Genomic DNA, 17,553 nt, shown 5'->3' with positions numbered 1-17,553 from the left:
GTGCGCGATGTGGCGGGAGAGTGGAGGACCGGTGCCAGAGCCAGCTGCGGCGCGCCCCGTGGAGCAGACGGCCGCCGAGCGGCGCAAGCAGCGGCTGCGGCGCCGCATGGAGCGGCTGATCGGCATCGCCGCCACCGAGGGCAACCTGCTGACGCCGCTGCGCAACGGCGACGAGATCTTCCCCGCCATGCTCGGCGCCGTCCGGGCGGCCCGGCACACCATCGACATGATGACCTTCGTCTACTGGCGCGGCGACATCGCCCGCCGGTTCGCCGAGGCGCTCGCCGAGCGGGCCCGGGCCGGCGTACGGGTGCGGCTGCTGCTGGACGGCTTCGGCGCCCGCCAGATAGAGCGGCGGCTTCTGGACGAGATGGACGCGGCGGGGGTGCAGGTCGCCTGGTTCCGCAAGCCGGCCTGGGTCTCGCCGTTCAAGCAGAACCACCGCTGCCACCGCAAGGCACTGATCGTCGACGAGCACACCGCGTTCACCGGCGGCGTCGGCATCGCCGAGGAGTGGTGCGGCGACGCCCGCCACCCCGGTGAGTGGCGCGACACCCACGTCGAGGTGCGGGGGCCGGCCGTGGACGGCATAGCCGCCGCCTTCGCGCAGAACTGGGCCGAGTGCCACGACGAGCTGTACGACCACCGGGACCGCTTCGCCGGCCACGACCGGCACGGCGACGCGATCGTCCAGGTCGTGCGCGGCTCGGCCAGTATCGGCTGGCAGGACATGCAGACGCTCATCCGCCTGGTGCTGACCAGTGCCGAGGAGCGATTCCGCCTGGCCACCGCCTACTTCGCGCCCGACCGGTACTTCGTCGACCTGCTGTGCGCCACCGCCCGCCGGGGCGTCGAGGTGGAGATCCTGCTGCCCGGCCCCCACACCGACCAGCGCGCCTGCCGGCTCGCCGGGCAGGCCCACTACGCCGACCTGCTCGACGCGGGCGTGAAGGTCCGGCAGTTCCAGCCCACGATGATGCACGCCAAGATCATCACGGTGGACGGGGTGGCGTCCCTGATCGGCTCCACCAACTTCAACCGCCGCTCCATGGACCACGACGAGGAGGTCATGCTCGCCGTGCTCGACGAGGCCTTCACCGCCACCCTGGACGGCCACTACGACGAGGACGTCGCCCGCAGCGTCACCATCGACCTGGGCCGCTGGAAGCGCCGCGCCGCCCTCCAGCGGGCGGCGGAGCTGGCCGTGACGCCCCTGCGGCGCTTCCTCTGACCCACCCCTCGACAGTCCCCTACGCCGGGGCGCCCAGGGACCAGCCGGAGACGTCGCTCACCCGGCCGCGCCACAGCGGCGCCGTGGGCGTCCCCGGCGCGGACAGGAACGTGACGTCGATCAGGTGCGCGAAGTCGTGCAGCCCGTCGGGGCCGGTGGGGTCGAGGGCGTTCTGCAGGGCGCGGGGCAGCAGGACGACCTGCTCGGCGTGGTCCTGGTCGCCGACGGCCCGCGCGACGACCCCCTCCCACCGCTCGGCCCAGGCCCGGCTCGCGACGAGGTCGCCGCTGACGATGCCGCCCACGGTCGTCAGGGTCACGGCGACGGCGGCGCCGGGCTGGGCCTCCACCAGCCGCAGCAGCATCTCCAGATGCGCGTCGGCCGCCGGCCCACCGGGCCCCGGCTCGTGTCCCGCGCCGCCGCGGTCCTGCGTGCTCATGCGGTTCCTCCCGCTCGTTCGTCCTCCCGGCCGGGGTGGACCCCCGGGCCGTCGTGGTCACCGGTCAGCGGGGTGGGGGAGAGGTCGGCGGGTTCCTCGCCGGGCTCCAGCAGGGTGTCGGCGGCACCGACGATCAGCGGATCCGGTTTGCCCACGGCGTCGTGGTCCTTGGCCGGGTAGTCGCAGCGGTCGAGCAGGCTGCGCATGGCCTCCAGCCGGCCCCGCCGCTTGTCGTTGTTCTTCACCACCGTCCAGGGGGCGTGCGGGGTGTCGGTGGCGCGGAACATCTCGACCTTGGCGGTCGTGTACTCGTCCCAGCGGTCCAGCGAGGCCAGGTCCGTCGGCGACAGCTTCCAGCGGCGGACCGGGTCGATCTGGCGGATGGCGAAGCGGGTGCGCTGCTCGGCCCGGGAGACGGAGAACCAGAACTTCACCAGCAGGATGCCGTCGTCCGTCAGCATCCGCTCGAACATCGGCGCCTGCCGCAGGAACCGCCGGTACTCCTCCTCCGTGCAAAAGCCCATCACCCGCTCGACGCCGGCCCGGTTGTACCAGGAGCGGTCGAAGAAGACGATCTCCCCGCGGGCGGGCAGGTGCGCCACGTAGCGCTGGAAGTACCACTGGCCCGCCTCCCGCTCGGTGGGCTTCTCCAGCGCCACCACGCGGGCGCCGCGCGGGTTCAGCCGCTCGGTGAACCGCTGGATGGTGCCGCCCTTGCCGGCCGCGTCCCGGCCCTCGCAGACCACGACGATCCGCTGGCCGGTGTCCTTCACCCAGCGCTGCATCTTCAGCAGCTCGATCTGCAGGATCCGCTTCTGCCGCTCGTACTCGGCCCTGCGCACCTTGTGGTCGTAGGGGTGGTTCTCCCGCCAGGTCTCTATGGGGGTGCCGTCGGCGTTGAGCAGGATCGGCCTCTCCGGCCGCCGCTCGTTCACGGTCAGGCCGTCGAGAAGCTCGTCCTCGGGTGCGTCCACTCCTCGGTCCCCCGTGGTCAGAACCCGAGGCGCCGGCGCGCCCGACGCCCGGCGGAGCCGCTGCGGCCCATGGCACGCGAGCTGGAACGGAAGGGCTTGCTGAGCAGGCGCCCGAGCGGGCCGGGGGCCTTGGAGCCGGTGCGCGAACCGGCCCCGAGGGCGCGCTGGGCACCGTTCTGCGGGTGCCGGGACAACCGGGGGAGGAGGAAGGCCAGCACGGCCAGGAGGACACAGGCGCCTATCACGCCGACGATCATCACGGGGGACTCCTGAGGTCTCGACGGTGGGGCCGGACACGGACACGCGCCGCGCGTCCGCTGTGGACCGCGTGCCCGCTCGCGCCGGGAACACTCGCCCCGTCCCGGGCGCGGACCGGAGCCACCGCGCGGACCGGAGCCACCGTGCGGACCGGAGCCACCGCGCGGACCGGAGCCACCGCACGGGCCGCGGCCCGGCCGCCCCGCCGGCCACCCCGCCGGCCGCCCCGCCGGCCACCCCGCCGGCCGCCCCGCCGACCGGGGCGCCGGGGAGGCCCGCCGGGCGTCACGGGCTGAGCCGCTCCACCCGCCAGACCCCGTCCGCCCCGGCCACGTACCGCAACCGGTCGTGCAGCCGGTTCTCCCGCCCCTGCCAGAACTCCACCGTCCGGGGCACCACCCGGAACCCGCCCCAGTGCGGCGGCACCGGCACCTGCTCGCCCTCCGGGTACCGGGCGGCCAGCTCCGCGTACGCGGCGTCGAGCTCGGCGCGCGAGGCGACCACTGACGACTGGGTGCTGGCCCACGCCCCGAGCTGGGAGCCGTGCGGCCGGGTGCGGAAGTAGGCGGCCGTCTCGTCCCGCCCCGTACGCCGCGCCTCGCCCGTGACGATGACCTGCCGGGCCATCGGGTGCCACGGGAACAGCAGCGAGACGTGCGGGTTCTCCGCCAGGTCGCGCGCCTTGCGGGAGCCGTAGTTGGTGTAGAAGACGAACCCCCGCTCGTCGAAGTGCTTCAGCAGCACCGTGCGGGAGCTGGGCCGCCCCCCGGCGTCGGCCGTGGAGACGACCATGGCGTTCGGCTCGAACATCCCGCCCTCCGTCGCGGCCTGCCGGAACCAGCGCGCGAACTGCTCGACGGGGGTGGCGGCCAGGTCGGCCTCGGCAAGCCCCTCGGCCCGGTACTGCTTGCGCATCGAGGCGAGATCGAAGGGAACGGCGTCTCGGTCGGTCACGCGGTCATCTTGCCTCATGCCGCGGACGGGCCCCGGCCCGGTGGCGGAACCCGGACCGGGCCCGCCGCCCACCTCCCGCGGGCGGCGGGGGGCGACACCCCCGAGAAGTCCCGGGACGCCCCCCGCGGCCTCGGCGGTCCCGGGGGCCCGATGGTCGAAGCACACCCGCCGGCCACGGTCGCGGGGCGTTCGGACCGAGCCGCGGCGGAGCGACGGCACCGGTCGGCCCCGCGTCCGCGGCACGAGCCGGACGACGGCCCCCGGCCCCCGGCCCCGGTCCCGCGTCCCCGGCGGCCCGCGCCACCGCGTGGCACCGAGTGCCGCGAACCCTCCCCAAGCGTGGCACCCGGGGATATCGTGCTGGTGCCGGCCGACGGGGGCGACCCCCGGTCGCGCGGGGCACCACAGGGGGAACCGTCCAGGACCGCGAGTCGCCGCAGGACCGCGGATCCGCCGGACGTCCGCCACGTCCGCCAGCCGACCGCCACATCACGAGGAGCCGCCTGATGTCCGACTTCGTACCCGGGCTCGAAGGAGTCGTCGCGTTCGAGACGGAGATCGCCGAACCCGACAAGGAGGGCGGCGCCCTGCGCTACCGCGGCGTCGACATCGAGGACCTGGTCGGCCACGTGTCGTTCGGCAACGTCTGGGGCCTGCTCGTCGACGGCGCCTTCGACCCCGGCCTGCCGCCCGCCGAGCCCTTCCCGATCCCCGTGCACTCCGGTGACGTCCGCGTCGACGTGCAGTCCGCCCTCGCCATGCTCGCGCCCGTGTGGGGCCTGAAACCCCTCCTCGACATCGACGCCGCCCAGGCCCGCGAGGACCTCGCCCGCGCCGCCGTCATGGCCCTCTCCTACGTCGCCCAGTCCGCCCGCGGCCAGGGCCTGCCCATGGTCCCGCAGCGGGAGATAGACAAGGCGCAGTCCGTCGTCGAGCGATTCATGATCCGCTGGCGGGGCGAGCCCGACCCCCGGCACGTCGCCGCGGTCGACGCCTACTGGACCTCCGCCGCCGAGCACGGCATGAACGCCTCCACCTTCACCGCCCGCGTCATCGCCTCCACCGGCGCGGACGTCGCCGCCGCCCTCTCCGGAGCCGTCGGCGCCATGTCCGGCCCCCTCCACGGCGGCGCCCCCTCCCGGGTCCTGCACATGATCGAGGAGATCGAACGCACCGGGGACGCCGAGGCGTACGTGCGGAAGACCCTCGACCGGGGCGAGCGCCTGATGGGCTTCGGCCACCGCGTCTACCGCGCCGAGGACCCCCGCGCCCGCGTCCTGCGCCGCACCGCCCGCGAACTGGGCGCCCCCCGCTTCGAGGTCGCCGAGGCGCTGGAGAAGGCGGCCCTGGAGGAGCTCCACAACCGCCGCCCGGACCGCGTCCTGGCCACCAACGTCGAGTTCTGGGCGGCCATCGTCCTGGACTTCGCCGAGGTCCCGGCCCACATGTTCACGTCCATGTTCACCTGCGCCCGCACGGCCGGCTGGTCGGCCCACATCCTCGAACAGAAGCGCACCGGCCGCCTGGTCCGCCCCTCCGCCCGCTACATCGGCCCCGGCCCGCGCGACCCGCGCGGGATCGAGGGGTACGACGAGGCCGCGGCCGTCGCCCGCTGACGGGCCCGGGGACGCAGACGACCCGCGAGTCGGGTTCCTCCAGCGGAGGAGCCGGCCGGACGTACCGGCGACTCGCGGGTCGGGTGACTGCTCGGGATTGGGCCGGCTGCACGCGTCTGTCACGTGCCGGTCCGGCACCGCACTCGGTGGGGTGCCGGGCCGCTAGCCCGCAGCCACCTCACGCGTCCGGTTTCCATACATCTGCCGAACCACCTCCCTTCTCGTGTACCTCACACCCTAGGGACCGGCCCGGCCGCCGCTCAACCGTTTTTTCCGCGGGGAACGGCTTCTCCTGCGGGCGATTCCCGGCAATCTTCCGGGAACCCGGTGTGCGCTGGGTCACGTTCGAGTTGAATGAGGACCAGTGAGCGAACCGACGTGCCGAACGGCGGACGCAGCCTGCAGGGGGTCCAGGTGAGTGCTTCCCGGCGTAGTGGGACCACCGACGAGCTGGGGCCGGAGGAGCCGGAGCAGCCCGAGCGGGACGGGGCGGACCTGCTCGCCGCGCTGCTGGACGGCATGGACGCGGCCCTGTGCGCCTTCGACGCCGACGGCGTCGTCACGCACTGGAACCGGGAGGCGGAGCGGATCCTCGGCTGGAGCGCGGCCGAGGCCGTGGGGCGGCGGGGCTTCGCCGGGTGGGCCGTGCGCAGCGCGGACGCCGGCGAGGTCGAGGAGCGGCTGATGTCCGCCATGCGCGCCCCGGGGCGGCAGGTGCACGAGTTCGCGCTGGTGACCAAGGACGGCGGCCGGGTGCTGGTGCGGACGCAGTCCGCGGCCGTGCGCGGCCCGGACGGCAAGCCCGCGGGGGTGTACTGCGCCTTCAGCGAGGTGCACGCGCAGATCGACCTGGAGCGCTCCATCGCGCTGAGCGAGGCCCTGCTGGAGGACGCCGGCTGGGGTGTCGTCCTCGTCGACGCCGACCTGAGGCCCGCGGTCGTCAACGCCCACGCCGCGCGGGCGCTGGGCGTGCGGCGCGCGGCCGTGCTGGGGCGGCCGCTCGGGGAGCTGCTCTCCCAGGGTGTGGAGGAGCTGGAGAGCGCGCTGACGCACGTCCTGGCCGAGGGTCCGCCGCCCGCGCCCGCCGAGATCTGGGTGGGTGTGCGCACCCCGGAGGGGGAGCGGCGGCGCTGCTGGCGCAGCGGTTTCCTGCGGCTGTCGTCACCGCTGGCGGAGGAGCCGGTGCCGCTCGGGGTGGGCTGGCTGTTCCAGGACGTCACCGAGTCCCGGCAGGCCGAGCAGGAGGCGGCCCTGCTGCGGTTCCGCACCAACCAGCTCCACCGGGCGGCCCGGGCGGCGGCCGAGTGCGAGGACCCGGTGGAGGCGGCGACGGTCCACCTGGACTTCGCGCTCGCCGGGTTCGCCGACCACGCCCTGATCGACCGGGTGGCGGGTCCGGCGCCGTCGGACACGGACGCGGAGGAGGCGGAGCCGGTGCGTCTGGTGCGGGTGGCGGCCACCCCCTCCGGCGCGCCCGGCCCGAGCCGGCAGCCCGGTATGGCGGGGCTTCCCCTGCGGTACGGCGAGGGGCATCCGGCGGTGCAGAGCGTGGTGCGGGCCGGGTCGGTGCGGGCCGGCGCCGGCGCGGTCCCGGCCGAGCGGGCGCGGGCCTGGGCACTGGCCCGGCAGTGGCCGCCGGACGCGGTGCACGCGCTGTGCGCGGTGCTGCGCAGCCGCGGGCGGACGCTGGGGGTGGTGACGTTCCTGCGGGGCGCCGGGCGCAGCCCCTTCGAGCGGTCCGACACGGCGTACGCGGAGGACGTGGCGGTGCGGATCGCGGCGGCGCTGGACCTGGCCGGGGCGCTCCGGGGGTCCTGAGGGACGCCGTCCGGGCCGGGGCGCTCCGGGGTCCTGAGGGGCGCCGTCCGGGTCGGGGCGCGGAAGGGGGCGCCGCCGGTCAGCGCCGGTAGAAGATCCGGTCCCGGTACCGCTCCAGCACCCGCCCGTTCCAGTCGTGGCCGCCGTCCACGTTCCCGGAGCGCAGCAGCGGCGGTTCGATGCCGCGGTCGGCCAGGACGCCGGCGGTCGTGGCCAGCACGGCCTGCAGGAGGGCCGTGGCGACGACCGTGGAGGCGGGGGCGAAGGGGGCGGGGACGGTGTCGAGGGTGAGCTCCGCGTCCCCGACCGCGATCTTGGAGTCGATGACGACGTCGCAGTGGTCCTTCAGGAACGTCCCCGAGACGTGCCGGGACCTGGTCTCGCCGGCGTAGGCCACCGAGGTCACGCCGATGACCTTCACCCCCAGCGCGCGGGCGTTCACGGCCATCTCCACGGGCAGCGCGTTGCGGCCCGACAGGGAGACGATGACCAGGGCGTCGCCCGCGCGGACGGGGGAGGAGTCCAGGACGGCGCTCGCGAGTCCGTCGACGCGTTCGAGGGCGGAGCCGAGGGTCGCGGGCATCACGTCGACACCGGTGGTGCCCGGGACGCTGAGCAGGTTCATCAGGGCGAGGCCGCCGGCGCGGTAGACGACGTCCTGGGCGGCGAGGGAGGAGTGACCGGCACCGAAGGCGAACAGGCGGCCCCCGGCCGCGGCCGTGTCGGCCAGGAGCGTGCCGGCGGCCGCGATCGGCTCGGCCTCCTCGTCGCGGACGCGTTCCAGCAGGCCGATCGCCGCGTCGAGGAAGTGGCCGGCCAGCTTGCGGTCGCTCATGCGGAGCCCCTTCGGTGTGGCTGTGTCGCGGATCACGGTGCGGTCCGGACCAGTGCGCTGTCAATACGGCCGGAGCGGGGGCGCGGGCGACCGCCCGCGCGGGGCGGCACCGCCGCCGTGCCCCCGCGTACCCCTCCCGATCCCGTCCGGCCCCGCCGCCGCACCGACGGGGCACGGTTGTCGGCGGTATGCGTCAGAATTGACTCCAGGGCCAGCGCACGCGTGCCGGAGTGCCGTCGAGTCTCCGGCAGATCTCATCGAGGGGCACGTATGTCCGGACTGATCGACACCACGGAGATGTATCTCCGCACCATCCTCGAGCTGGAGGAAGAAGGCGTGGTCCCCATGCGTGCCCGGATCGCCGAGCGGCTCGACCAGAGCGGCCCGACGGTCAGCCAGACCGTGGCGCGGATGGAGCGCGACGGCCTGGTGTCCGTCGCCCCGGACCGGCACCTGGAGCTCACCGAGGAGGGCCGTCGGCTCGCCACGCGTGTGATGCGCAAGCACCGGCTCGCGGAGTGCCTGCTCGTGGACGTGATCGGCCTGGAATGGGAGCAGGTGCACGCCGAGGCGTGCCGCTGGGAGCACGTGATGAGCGAGGCCGTCGAGCGTCGTGTGCTGGAGCTGCTGCGCCACCCCACCGAGTCCCCCTACGGCAACCCGATCCCGGGCCTGGAGGAGTTGGGCGAGAAGGACGGCGCCCACCCGTTCCTGGACGAGGGCATGGTCTCGCTCGCCGAGCTCGACCCGGGCGTGGAGGGCAAGACGGTCGTGGTGCGCCGGATCGGCGAGCCGATCCAGACGGACGCGCAGCTGATGTACACGCTGCGCCGGGCGGGTGTGCAGCCCGGCTCGGTGGTGAGCGTGACGGAGTCGCCCGGCGGTGTCCTGGTGGGCAGTGGCGGCGAGGCGGCCGAACTGGGGGCGGACGTCGCCTCCCACGTGTTCGTCGCCAAGCGCTGAGCCGCCTTCCGCGGGCGTCGGCCACCGGGCGGCGGGGGATGGTGCGGCACGGTTTCGATCCCGCCGCATCCGGGGTCCGGTGCGCCGAACCGCGGCGCCGGGGCGCTTCGCGTGCGAGGCTGTCGCGTGAGGCATACGACGTGAGGGCCGTCTGCCGGAGGGGGCGAGGGTGGGCCGTCGAGACGGTGGAGGCCCCGGCGCCGTGCGGCGCCGGGGCCTGTCCTCCCCTGTGCTGACCCGGAGCCCCGAGCTCTCAGGGTCATCCCCCGCGGACCTGTTTCCCCGAGCGGTCCGCCTCCTGATGAAGATCTCCCCCCGGTGGCGGCGGCCAATCCCCGAGAGGTGTCACTCGAAGGAGGGGTGTTGCTCACCGGAATGCCATTTTCGAATGTGTATTCGATAGGCTGCGGTCGTCGCGAGCGGCGGACAGGGCGGGACCACGGCGACAGCACGGCAGGCAGGGCACGGTTCACAGGACCGGCCGGCCCGAGCGGGACGGGCGGTCCGAGCGGAGCTTGGGGGTGTCAGGACCTATGGCGCGGCGCATCGACGTGACCGGGGCGGGCGGCGTACGCCTCGCGGCCTGGGAGTTCGGCGACCCACCCAAGACCGACCCGGTGAGGGGCGGTCAGGGGGAGGGGGGCGGCGCGCCGGGGGTGTTGCTGCTCCACGGCCTGATGGGCCGCGCCTCCCACTGGGCACCCACGGCCCGCTGGCTGTCCGGGCGCCACCGCGCCGTCGCGCTCGACCAGCGCGGCCACGGACGCAGCGACAAGCCCCCGGAGGGGGCGTACACCCGGGAGGCGTACGTCGAGGACGCCGAGGCCGCCCTCGAACAGCTCGGCCTCGCCCCGGCCGTCGTCATCGGCCACGGCATGGGCGCGCTGACCGCCTGGCAGCTCGCCGCCAAACGCCCCGACCTCGTCCACGGACTGATCATCTGCGACATGAGGGCCTCCGCGCTCGGCGCCGCCTCGCAGCACGAGTGGGCCGAGTGGTTCCGCGCCTGGCCCGTCCCCTTCGCCACGCTCGCCGACGTACGCAGGTGGTTCGGCGAGGACGACCCCTGGGTGGAGCGGCCCAATCCGGCCCGGGGCGAGTTCTACGCCGAGGTGATGGCGGAGTCCCCGGACGGCTGGCGGCCCGTGTTCGACCCGGAGCAGATGCTCCGCTCCCGCGAGGCCTGGGTCTACGAGGCCCACTGGGAGGAGCTCGCCCAGGTCCGGTGCCCGGCCCTGGTCGTCCGCGGCCTCGACGGCGCGCTGGGCCGCGCCGAGGCGCAGGAGATGGTCCGCGTCCTGCCGCGCGGGCGGTACGCCGAGGTGGCCGACGCCGGCCACCTCGTCCACTACGACCAGCCGGAGGCCTGGCGGGCGGCGATCGAACCGTTCCTGGACGGCCTCCGGGAGGGCTGACACCGCGCGCCCGCCGGCGCCGTCACCCCTTGCTGACCGCCGCCAGGATCTCCGGCAGGCGATCGGCGGTCCGCGGTGCGGCCAGCCGCAGGCCGGCCGCCGTGAGCACCGCCCCGTACGCCGCGCCCGCCGGCAGCAGCAGCCAGGTCCACGCGTCGCCGCCCGCGCCGACGCTCCGCCAGACCACCAGCGCGATGACGGGCGCGCACAGCAGGGCCGCGGCGACCATCCCGCCGAGGATCGAGATCCAGGCGAGCCCGGTCTGCCCGGGGGCGACGTTCTTGTAGCCCTCCTGCGGGATGGAGTACGGGAAGCGGGCGGAGGTCCACGCGCCGGTCGCCAGCATCGCGCCGAGCAGCGCGAAGGACAGGCCGAGGGCCTCGGGCAGGGTCCGCCAGTCGCCGAGCATCGCCGTCGTCGCCACGGTGACGAGGGTGGCGTACGGCAGGGTGATCAGCAGCAGGGCGAACGCGCGGGCGCGCAGCTCGACGTAGGCGTCGCGCCGCGAGGAGATGGTCATGGCGACCATCCAGAACGCGGAGGTGTCCTGCCCGAACTGGTTGTACATCTGCAGGCCGAGCATCCCGGCGGCGAAGCAGGCGAGGTAGACCGAGCCGGTGCCCTGCCAGGCGTTGAAGACCGGCACGATCAGACCGATGGCCAGCGAGGTCACCCACGCCGCCTTGGTCTTCGGGTCGCGCCACACGTACCGCAGGCTGCGCTCCATGACGGTGCCGGTGCGGCCCGGGGGCAGCAGCCGGGCGAGCCCCGAGGCGCCGCGCTCGCGGGCGGGCCGCTCCCCGGTGGGGAGCGTGGAGCCGTCGGGTGCGGTCATCAGCCGGTTCAGGTGCCGCGCCCACACCCACACCAGCGCCACCAGCGCCGCGGCGCTCAGCGCGAGCTGGGCGGCGGCCGCCCCGTAGGCCCCGTCACCCGCCGAGTCCGCCGCGCCGATCGCCGACGCGGGCGGCACCCACCGCAGCACGTCGCCCAGCGGGGCCAGCTCGGACAGCCCGGACGCGCCGATGCGCTGCGCGCCGAAGTTGACCATCTGCGCCCCGACGGCGACGACCAGACCGCTCAGCACCGCCAGGTCCCGCCCCTTGCGGCTGGTCAGCAGCCGTACGTTGGCGGCGGCGACCGCCCGCGCCAGTGCCACGCACACCAGCAGCGCCAGCACGACGCCGACCACGCCGACGGCGAACGCCGCCCCGCCGTGCGCGACGGCGATCACGGAACCGGCGAGCACGCAGAGCGTGAACAGCGGCCCGACCCCGACCAGGGAGGCCGCGAGCAGGGCCCGCACCAGCGGCCGGGGGCGCAGCGGCAGCATCACCAGCCGGGTCGGGTCGAGGGTCTCGTCCCCGCTGGGGAAGAACAGCGGCATCACGGCCCAGCCCAGGGCGAGCACCGCCACCAGCAGCACGATCAGCGACTCGGCGTGCGCGTGCCCGCGCAGCGCGATCAGCCCGGCCAGTTGCAGCGCGGCGAACAGCAGCGTGACGACGACGGAGGCGACGTAGGCCGCCCGCCGCCCGCCCGACTGGCGCAGCCCGTTGCGCAGCAGCGACAGTTTCAGCCGGACCAGGACGGGGGTCAGGGAGGCCCCGGCGGCACTCATCGGACCCCACCGCCCAGCCAGTCCAGGTCGGATCCGGCGTCGCGGCCCCGCGCCCCGACGAGCTCCAGGAACGCCTGCTGGAGCGAGGCGGCCTCCCCGCGCACCTCGGCGAGCGGGCCGGCGGCGCGGACGCGCCCGGCGGCCATGACGGCCACCCAGTCGCACAGCGACTCCACCAGTTCCATCACGTGGGAGGAGAAGACGACGGTGGCGCCGGAGGCGGTGTAGCGCTCCAGGACGCCCCGGATGGTCTGCGCCGAGACCGGGTCGACGCCCTCGAACGGCTCGTCCAGGAAGAGCACTTCGGGATTGTGCAGCAGCGCCGCCGCCAGTCCGATCTTCTTGCGCATGCCGGTCGAGTAGTCCACGACCAGCTTGTGCTGGGACCCGGCCAGGTCGAGGACGTCGAGCAGCTGGGTGGCCCGCTTGTCGACCTCCGCGCCGGGCAGGCCCCGCAACCGGCCGGTGTAGGCGAGCAGTTCCCGCCCGGACAGCCGCTCGAACAGCCGCAGGCCCTCCGGCAGCACCCCGATCCGCGCCTTCACCCGGGCCGGGTCCCGCCACACGTCGTGCCCGACGACCTCCACGGCGCCCTGGTCGGGCCTCAGCAGTCCGGTCACCATCGACAACGTGGTGGTCTTCCCCGCCCCGTTCGGTCCGACCAGCCCGATGAACCTCCCCGCGGGCAGCTCCAGATCGACCCCGGCCACCGCGACCTGCTGCCCGAATCGCTTCCAAAGCCCTTGCACACGTACGGCGTTACCGCTCACCACGTTCTCCCTCCGTTGGGGGAAACCCTACGGTGGGAGGGCGCCGCCCGAGGAAGCGCGGGACCGCGCCGGTGCACGGCACCGCCGCGCGACGCGTCCGGCCGCGGTGCCCCCGCGTCCGCCCGAGGGCCCCGGCGGGGCGGGACGGCGGGCGCCGGCTACCGGTCCCTGCCGCACGCGTAGGCGAGCGGCGGGATCAGTTCCTCCGCGTCCGGCAGCCACCGGTTCGCCGGTGTGGGACGGCACGCCCACTGCACCGCCCCGCGCGTGCCGACCCGCGTCGGCGGGACGGCCACGTACGCGCCCTCGCCGAGCGCGGTCAGGTCGAGGGAGGAAGGCGACCAGCCCAGCCTGCGCACCAGGTCCGGCACCTTCGCCGCGGCCCCCGGCAGCACGAAGAACTGCATCCGCCGGTCCGGGGTCAGCGCGACCGGGCCGAGCGTCAGGTCCATCCGCTCCATCCGCGCGAGCGCGAGGAAGCCGGCGGTCTCGGGCACGTCGATCACGTCGAACGTACGCCCGGTGGGCAGCAGGATCGACGCCGCCGGCTGCCTCTGCCACATGCGGCGGACCGCGGTCGCGCTGCCCGTCGCCTGGGTCGCCCAGTCGGCACGCGCCGGGTGTGCGCCGGGGGCGGCGCACGCCGGGTCACCGCAGGAGCAGCGCTGTGTCCCGTCGGCGGCCTCCAGCCAGGTGCCGGGGAACACGTCCCAGTGGCGTTCCTCGGCGTAGCGGACGGCGGCCTCCAGCAGCGACGTACCGCGCTGCCGTGGAATCTGAGCGGCTTGGGTTCCCGGGATCGTCTCTTCCACGTGGAACTCAACTCCCGCGCCCATCCCGGGTTACGGGCGCCCGCCCGTCTCCCGCCACCCCCCTCGCGGCACAGGCCCGCCGGACCCGCGCCCTGCCCTCCTGCGCGGGGAGGAGCACCGATCCGGTTCCCAGGGCGCATGGTTGCACGTGCGGGGGCGCGCGTGAGGATCCGTGGCCGGGGCTGGGTAGCCACGTCTGGGGCGGCATCAGCCGTTACTTCGGCAATCCTCGCAAGCTTCGCATTTTCCGCATATGGACGGGGCATTGATCTTCACGACCGGATCCTCCCGCCGGGACGCGAGGGGGCCGGCCGCGAAGGACACGACAACCCGGTGCGCGGGCAGGCACCGCAGCCTCAGGGGGTACGCCATGGCCGCAAGGCCTCTCGTCGCGCGGCAGCCGAACGAACGGCTGCAGGCGCTCATCCAGGAAGCGGGCTGCTCGAACGCCGGGCTCGCCCGCCGGGTCAACATGGTCGGCGCCGAACACGGCCTCGACCTGCGCTACGACAAGACGTCCGTCGCCCGCTGGTTGCGCGGGCAGCAGCCACGGGGCCGGGCGCCCGCGATCATCGCCGAGGCGCTCGGCCGCAAGCTGGGCCGCACGGTCACGATCGACGAGATCGGCATGGCCAACGGCAAGAACCTCGCCTCGGGCGTCGGCCTCCAGTTCTCGCCGACGGTGCTGGGGGCCATCGAGCAGGTCTGCGAGCTGTGGCGCAGCGACGTCGGGCGCCGGGACTTCCTGTCCGGGTCGTCCGTCGCCGCCTCCGCGCTGGTCGAGCCCAGCCGCGACTGGCTGATCTCCGCGCCCGACCCCCAGGTGGCGCGGACGGCCGGGCCGCGGGTCGGCCGGTCCGACGTGGCGGCGGTACGGGCGATGACGCAGGCCCTGGTGGAGCTGGACCACCAGTACGGCAGCGGGCATGTGCGCCCGGTCGTCGTGCACTACCTCAACAGCGTCGTCTCCGGGCTGCTGGCGGGCTCCTACCGCGAGGCGGTGGGGCGCGAACTGTTCGCCACGGTGGCCCGGTTGACCGAGCTCGCCGGGTACATGGCCGTGGACACCGGGCAGCCCGGGCTCGCCCAGCGGTACTACATCCAGGCGCTGCGCCTGGCCCAGGCGGCGGGCGACCGCGGGTACGGCGGGTACGTGCTCGCCGCGTCCATGAGCCACCTCGCCGCGCAACTGGGGAACCCGCGCGAGATCGCGCAGTTGGCACGCGCGGCGCAGGAGGGCGCGCGGGGGCGGGTGACCCCGCGCGCGGAGTCGATGTTCCACGCGGCCGAGGCGCGCGGGCACGCGCTGATGGGCGACGCGCGGGCGGCCCAGGCGGCGGCCGGGCGCGCGGTGAGCGCGCTGGAGGCGGCCGTCGCCGACTCCGGTGACGACCCGGCGTGGATCGCCCACTTCGACGAGGCCTACCTCGCCGACGAGCTGGCGCACTGTCACCGGGACCTGGGGCAGGCCGAGGCGGCGGCCCGCAGCGCCCGGGAGGCCCTGGCCGGGCACCCCGAGTCGCGGGCGCGCAGGCGGGCGATCGGCTACGTCCTGCTGGCCACCGCGCAGGTGCAGCAGCGCGAGATCGAGCAGGCCTGCGACACCGGCCTGAAAGCGGTGGAACTGCTGGAGACGCTGCGTTCCAACCGCGGCGCCGAGTACCTGGAGGACTTCCAGCAGCGCCTGGAGCCCTACCGGGAGGAGCCGGTGGTACGGGAGTTCGGGGCCCGGCTCGAACTGCAGGTGGCCGCGTGACCGCACCGGCGCCCGGGCGGTGAACGCCCGAGGTGCCCGTGGGTGAATCCGTGGGGAACGCGCGCGGGACGTGAGGGGGGCGGCACGAACAGCGCCCGCGGGGCGGCCCCTTCACGGAGTCCGCGGGGAACGGGATCACGCCCCGCTGCTTGGCACGGGGCTCTGGGGACCCGGTAGCGTGAGCCGACGATTCGAAGGTCCCCCATTCGTAGGAGTCCCGGTGACGCAGAGTGGACAGGGCGAGCAGCCCTCGGCGGGCCCCGTGCGCGAGGGCGTCGTGCTGCCCTCCGACGGCGGCGGCCCCCTGCCGCCGGGACGGACGGGCCCGGCCGGCGGACCGGCCTGGGACCGCTCGTGGGGCCCGGAGCAGCAGCAGGGCCAGGTCGCCCCCGCCGCCCCGGGCCAGGGCTGGCAGGCACCGCCCGCCCAACCCTGGGACCACCCGGGCCCGTTGCCCGCGGGGAGCACACAGCCCCCGGCGTACGGCACCCAGGCGCCGCCCCCCGCGCCCGGCCCGGCGTACGGTGCCGCGGGTCCGTCGTACGGAGCTCCCGGCCCGTCGTACGGTGCCGCGGGTCAGGCGCCGGGCGCCCCCGGTCCGTCGTACGGGGCCCCCGATCCGGCGTACGGGACCCCCGGCCCGGCGTACGGTGCCGCGGGTCCGTCGTACGGGGCCCCCGGGCAGGCGTACGGTGCCGCGGGTCAGGCGCAGGGCGCCCCCGGTCCGTCGTACGGGGCCCCCGGCCCGGCGTACGGAGCTCCCGGCCCGGCGTACGGGGCCACCGGGCAGGCGCAGGGCGCCGTCGGGCAGCCGTACGGTCCCCCCGCTCCCGGGTACGGCGGGAGCGGCGCGAACGGCGAGGTGTACGGCGGGCCGGCGTCCGCGCCCCCGCCGCCCGTCGACGAGGGCGCCACCCAGTACCTGCCGCCGGTCCGCAGCGCCGACGCGGCCCCGCAGTACCCGTGGCCCGCCGCGCCGCCCGCGGACGACGGGGCGACCCAGTACATACCGCCGGTCCCCTCGGGGGCGCTGCCGCCCGAGAGACCGGCCGGCCCGCCGTCCGAGGAGACCCGGTTCCTGGGCCCGGTGCCGCACGGCTCCCAGCCGGGTGCCGCGGCCGGTCCCGTGCCGCCCGCCTCCGGGCCGGACGCCGAGGCCACGCAGTACATCGCGCCCGTGCCCGCCGGCACGCCGTACGGTGCCGCGCCCGGCGGGGGCGCGGACCGGCAGCCGCCCGCCGAGTTCGACAACCTCTTCCGCGACGCCTCGGGCGGTGACGGCTCGGCCGGTTCCACCCAGCAGCTGCCGCTCGTCGAGGAGCCGCCGCCCCCGTACGCCGCGGCCCCGGCCGCCTACGCCCCGCAGGGCCCCGGCGGGTACGCCCCGCGGGGCCCGGGCGGCCACGGCGGCGGGCGCGGCGGCCGGGCCGGTTCGCGGGTGCCGCTGCTCGCGGCCGTCGGGGTGGGCCTCGCCGTCGTCGGCGTCGGGGCCGGGGCGCTGCTCGCCGGCGGGGGCGGCGGTGACGGCGACGGGGACGACGGCAAGCAGCCCGTCTCCGCGACGGCCCCGGTGACCGCCGCGTCGTCCGCGCCGCCGGCCGTCGATCCGGCCCGGGAGCAGGCCGTGGAACTGGACAAGCTGCTCGCCGACAGCGGCAGCAGCCGGGCCGCCGTCATCGAGGCGGTGGCCGACGTGCGGTCCTGCGACAACCTCGCCCAGGCCGCCACGAGCCTGCGGGACGCGGCCGCGCAGCGCACCGGCCTCGTCACCCGGCTGCGGGAACTGTCCGTGGACCGGCTGCCGAACCACGCCACACTGACCGAGGAACTGACCAAGGCGTGGCAGGCGTCGGCCTCGGCCGACAGCCACTACGCGGCCTGGGCCGACCAGGTCGCGGGCAAGAACGGCTGCAAGAAGGGCCAGGCCCGCACCACCGGCCACGCCCAGGCCGGCAACCGGGCGAGCGGGACCGCGAACACCCACAAGAAGGAAGCCGCCCGCCTGTGGAACGAGATCGCGCGGGAGATGGGCCTGACCCAGCGCCAGGGGTCCCAGCTCTGAGTCCGGGGGGCTGGAGTCCCAGGGGCCGG

At 75.5% G+C, this 17,553-nt stretch carries 15 protein-coding genes; 7 read left to right on the top strand and 8 right to left on the bottom strand.

All coding sequences use genetic code 11. The annotated features are described in order from the left end of the window. Positions 1–7: 7 nt before the first annotated feature. A complete protein-coding gene (locus tag ACSU6Z_RS12845) occupies positions 8–1,231 on the top strand; it encodes a phospholipase D-like domain-containing protein (RefSeq protein ID WP_437050287.1) in 1,224 nt (407 codons plus the stop codon). 19 nt (positions 1,232–1,250) lie between these two features. Here the strand turns inward: ACSU6Z_RS12845 and ACSU6Z_RS12840 are convergent, their stop codons facing one another. The 4 genes from ACSU6Z_RS12840 to pdxH all read right to left on the bottom strand — a co-directional run bounded on the left by ACSU6Z_RS12840 (position 1,251) and on the right by pdxH (position 3,874). Then, positions 1,251–1,670: a hypothetical protein gene (locus ACSU6Z_RS12840; RefSeq protein WP_437045398.1), complete on the bottom strand. Its 420-nt coding sequence runs from the start codon at positions 1,668–1,670 to the stop codon at positions 1,251–1,253. After that, positions 1,667–2,644 carry a polyphosphate kinase 2 gene (gene ppk2, locus ACSU6Z_RS12835; protein ID WP_437045396.1) on the bottom strand — a complete coding sequence of 326 codons (978 nt, stop codon included), beginning with the start codon at positions 2,642–2,644 and terminating at the stop codon, positions 1,667–1,669. The genes ACSU6Z_RS12840 and ppk2 overlap by 4 nt, the downstream gene beginning before the upstream one ends. Positions 2,645–2,661: 17 nt before the next feature. After that, positions 2,662–2,901, bottom strand: a complete 240-nt coding sequence (locus tag ACSU6Z_RS12830; protein WP_437045394.1) for a DUF6411 family protein — start codon at positions 2,899–2,901, stop codon at positions 2,662–2,664. Between the two features lie 286 nt (positions 2,902–3,187). Then, positions 3,188–3,874 (bottom strand): pyridoxamine 5'-phosphate oxidase, encoded by a 687-nt coding sequence (gene pdxH, locus ACSU6Z_RS12825; protein ID WP_437045392.1) that lies wholly within the window; start codon positions 3,872–3,874, stop codon positions 3,188–3,190. 488 nt (positions 3,875–4,362) lie between these two features. On the opposite strand from pdxH, the gene ACSU6Z_RS12820 reads away from it, so the two are divergent. Both ACSU6Z_RS12820 and ACSU6Z_RS12815 read left to right on the top strand, forming a co-directional pair. Continuing rightward, on the top strand, positions 4,363–5,472 hold the full coding sequence (locus tag ACSU6Z_RS12820) for a citrate synthase 2 (RefSeq protein ID WP_437045390.1): 1,110 nt from the start codon (positions 4,363–4,365) through the stop codon (positions 5,470–5,472). Between the two features lie 414 nt (positions 5,473–5,886). Then, complete coding sequence (locus ACSU6Z_RS12815) at positions 5,887–7,290, top strand: PAS domain-containing protein (RefSeq protein WP_437045388.1); 1,404 nt, start codon at positions 5,887–5,889, stop codon at positions 7,288–7,290. A 79-nt stretch (positions 7,291–7,369) separates the two neighbouring features. Here the strand turns inward: ACSU6Z_RS12815 and ACSU6Z_RS12810 are convergent, their stop codons facing one another. After that, on the bottom strand, positions 7,370–8,125 hold the full coding sequence (locus ACSU6Z_RS12810; RefSeq protein ID WP_437045386.1) for an SIS domain-containing protein: 756 nt from the start codon (positions 8,123–8,125) through the stop codon (positions 7,370–7,372). A 270-nt stretch (positions 8,126–8,395) separates the two neighbouring features. Here ACSU6Z_RS12810 and ACSU6Z_RS12805 point away from each other — a divergent pair, with 270 nt between their 5' ends. Together ACSU6Z_RS12805 and ACSU6Z_RS12800 are read left to right on the top strand one after the other, a co-directional pair. Further along, positions 8,396–9,088, top strand: a complete 693-nt coding sequence (locus ACSU6Z_RS12805; RefSeq protein ID WP_437045384.1) for a metal-dependent transcriptional regulator — start codon at positions 8,396–8,398, stop codon at positions 9,086–9,088. A gap of 533 nt (positions 9,089–9,621) precedes the next feature. After that, a complete protein-coding gene (locus ACSU6Z_RS12800; protein WP_437050285.1) occupies positions 9,622–10,503 on the top strand; it encodes an alpha/beta fold hydrolase in 882 nt (293 codons plus the stop codon). Between the two features lie 22 nt (positions 10,504–10,525). Here the strand turns inward: ACSU6Z_RS12800 and ACSU6Z_RS12795 are convergent, their stop codons facing one another. The 3 genes from ACSU6Z_RS12795 to ACSU6Z_RS12785 all read right to left on the bottom strand — a co-directional run bounded on the left by ACSU6Z_RS12795 (position 10,526) and on the right by ACSU6Z_RS12785 (position 13,706). Then, entirely contained in the window at positions 10,526–12,124 is a 1,599-nt protein-coding gene (locus tag ACSU6Z_RS12795; protein ID WP_437045382.1) for a transporter, read from the bottom strand. After that, the gene (locus ACSU6Z_RS12790; protein WP_437045380.1) at positions 12,121–12,897 is read right to left on the bottom strand and encodes an ABC transporter ATP-binding protein; all 777 of its coding nucleotides are present in this window, start codon (positions 12,895–12,897) and stop codon (positions 12,121–12,123) included. The genes ACSU6Z_RS12795 and ACSU6Z_RS12790 overlap by 4 nt, the downstream gene beginning before the upstream one ends. Before the next feature lie 155 nt (positions 12,898–13,052). Next, positions 13,053–13,706 (bottom strand): bifunctional DNA primase/polymerase, encoded by a 654-nt coding sequence (locus tag ACSU6Z_RS12785; RefSeq protein ID WP_437045378.1) that lies wholly within the window; start codon positions 13,704–13,706, stop codon positions 13,053–13,055. A 370-nt stretch (positions 13,707–14,076) separates the two neighbouring features. Between ACSU6Z_RS12785 and ACSU6Z_RS12780 the strand changes: the two genes are divergently transcribed. Both ACSU6Z_RS12780 and ACSU6Z_RS12775 read left to right on the top strand, forming a co-directional pair. Next, complete coding sequence (locus ACSU6Z_RS12780) at positions 14,077–15,462, top strand: transcriptional regulator (protein ID WP_437045376.1); 1,386 nt, start codon at positions 14,077–14,079, stop codon at positions 15,460–15,462. A 220-nt stretch (positions 15,463–15,682) separates the two neighbouring features. Next, positions 15,683–17,524 (top strand): hypothetical protein, encoded by a 1,842-nt coding sequence (locus ACSU6Z_RS12775; RefSeq protein WP_437045374.1) that lies wholly within the window; start codon positions 15,683–15,685, stop codon positions 17,522–17,524. Positions 17,525–17,553: the final 29 nt, after the last annotated feature.

The organism is Streptomyces sp. enrichment culture (assembly GCF_964273145.1).
In the GTDB taxonomy this organism is placed as follows: Bacteria; Actinomycetota; Actinomycetes; order Streptomycetales; family Streptomycetaceae; genus Streptomyces.
This window is presented reverse-complemented; position numbering and strand designations above follow the sequence as displayed.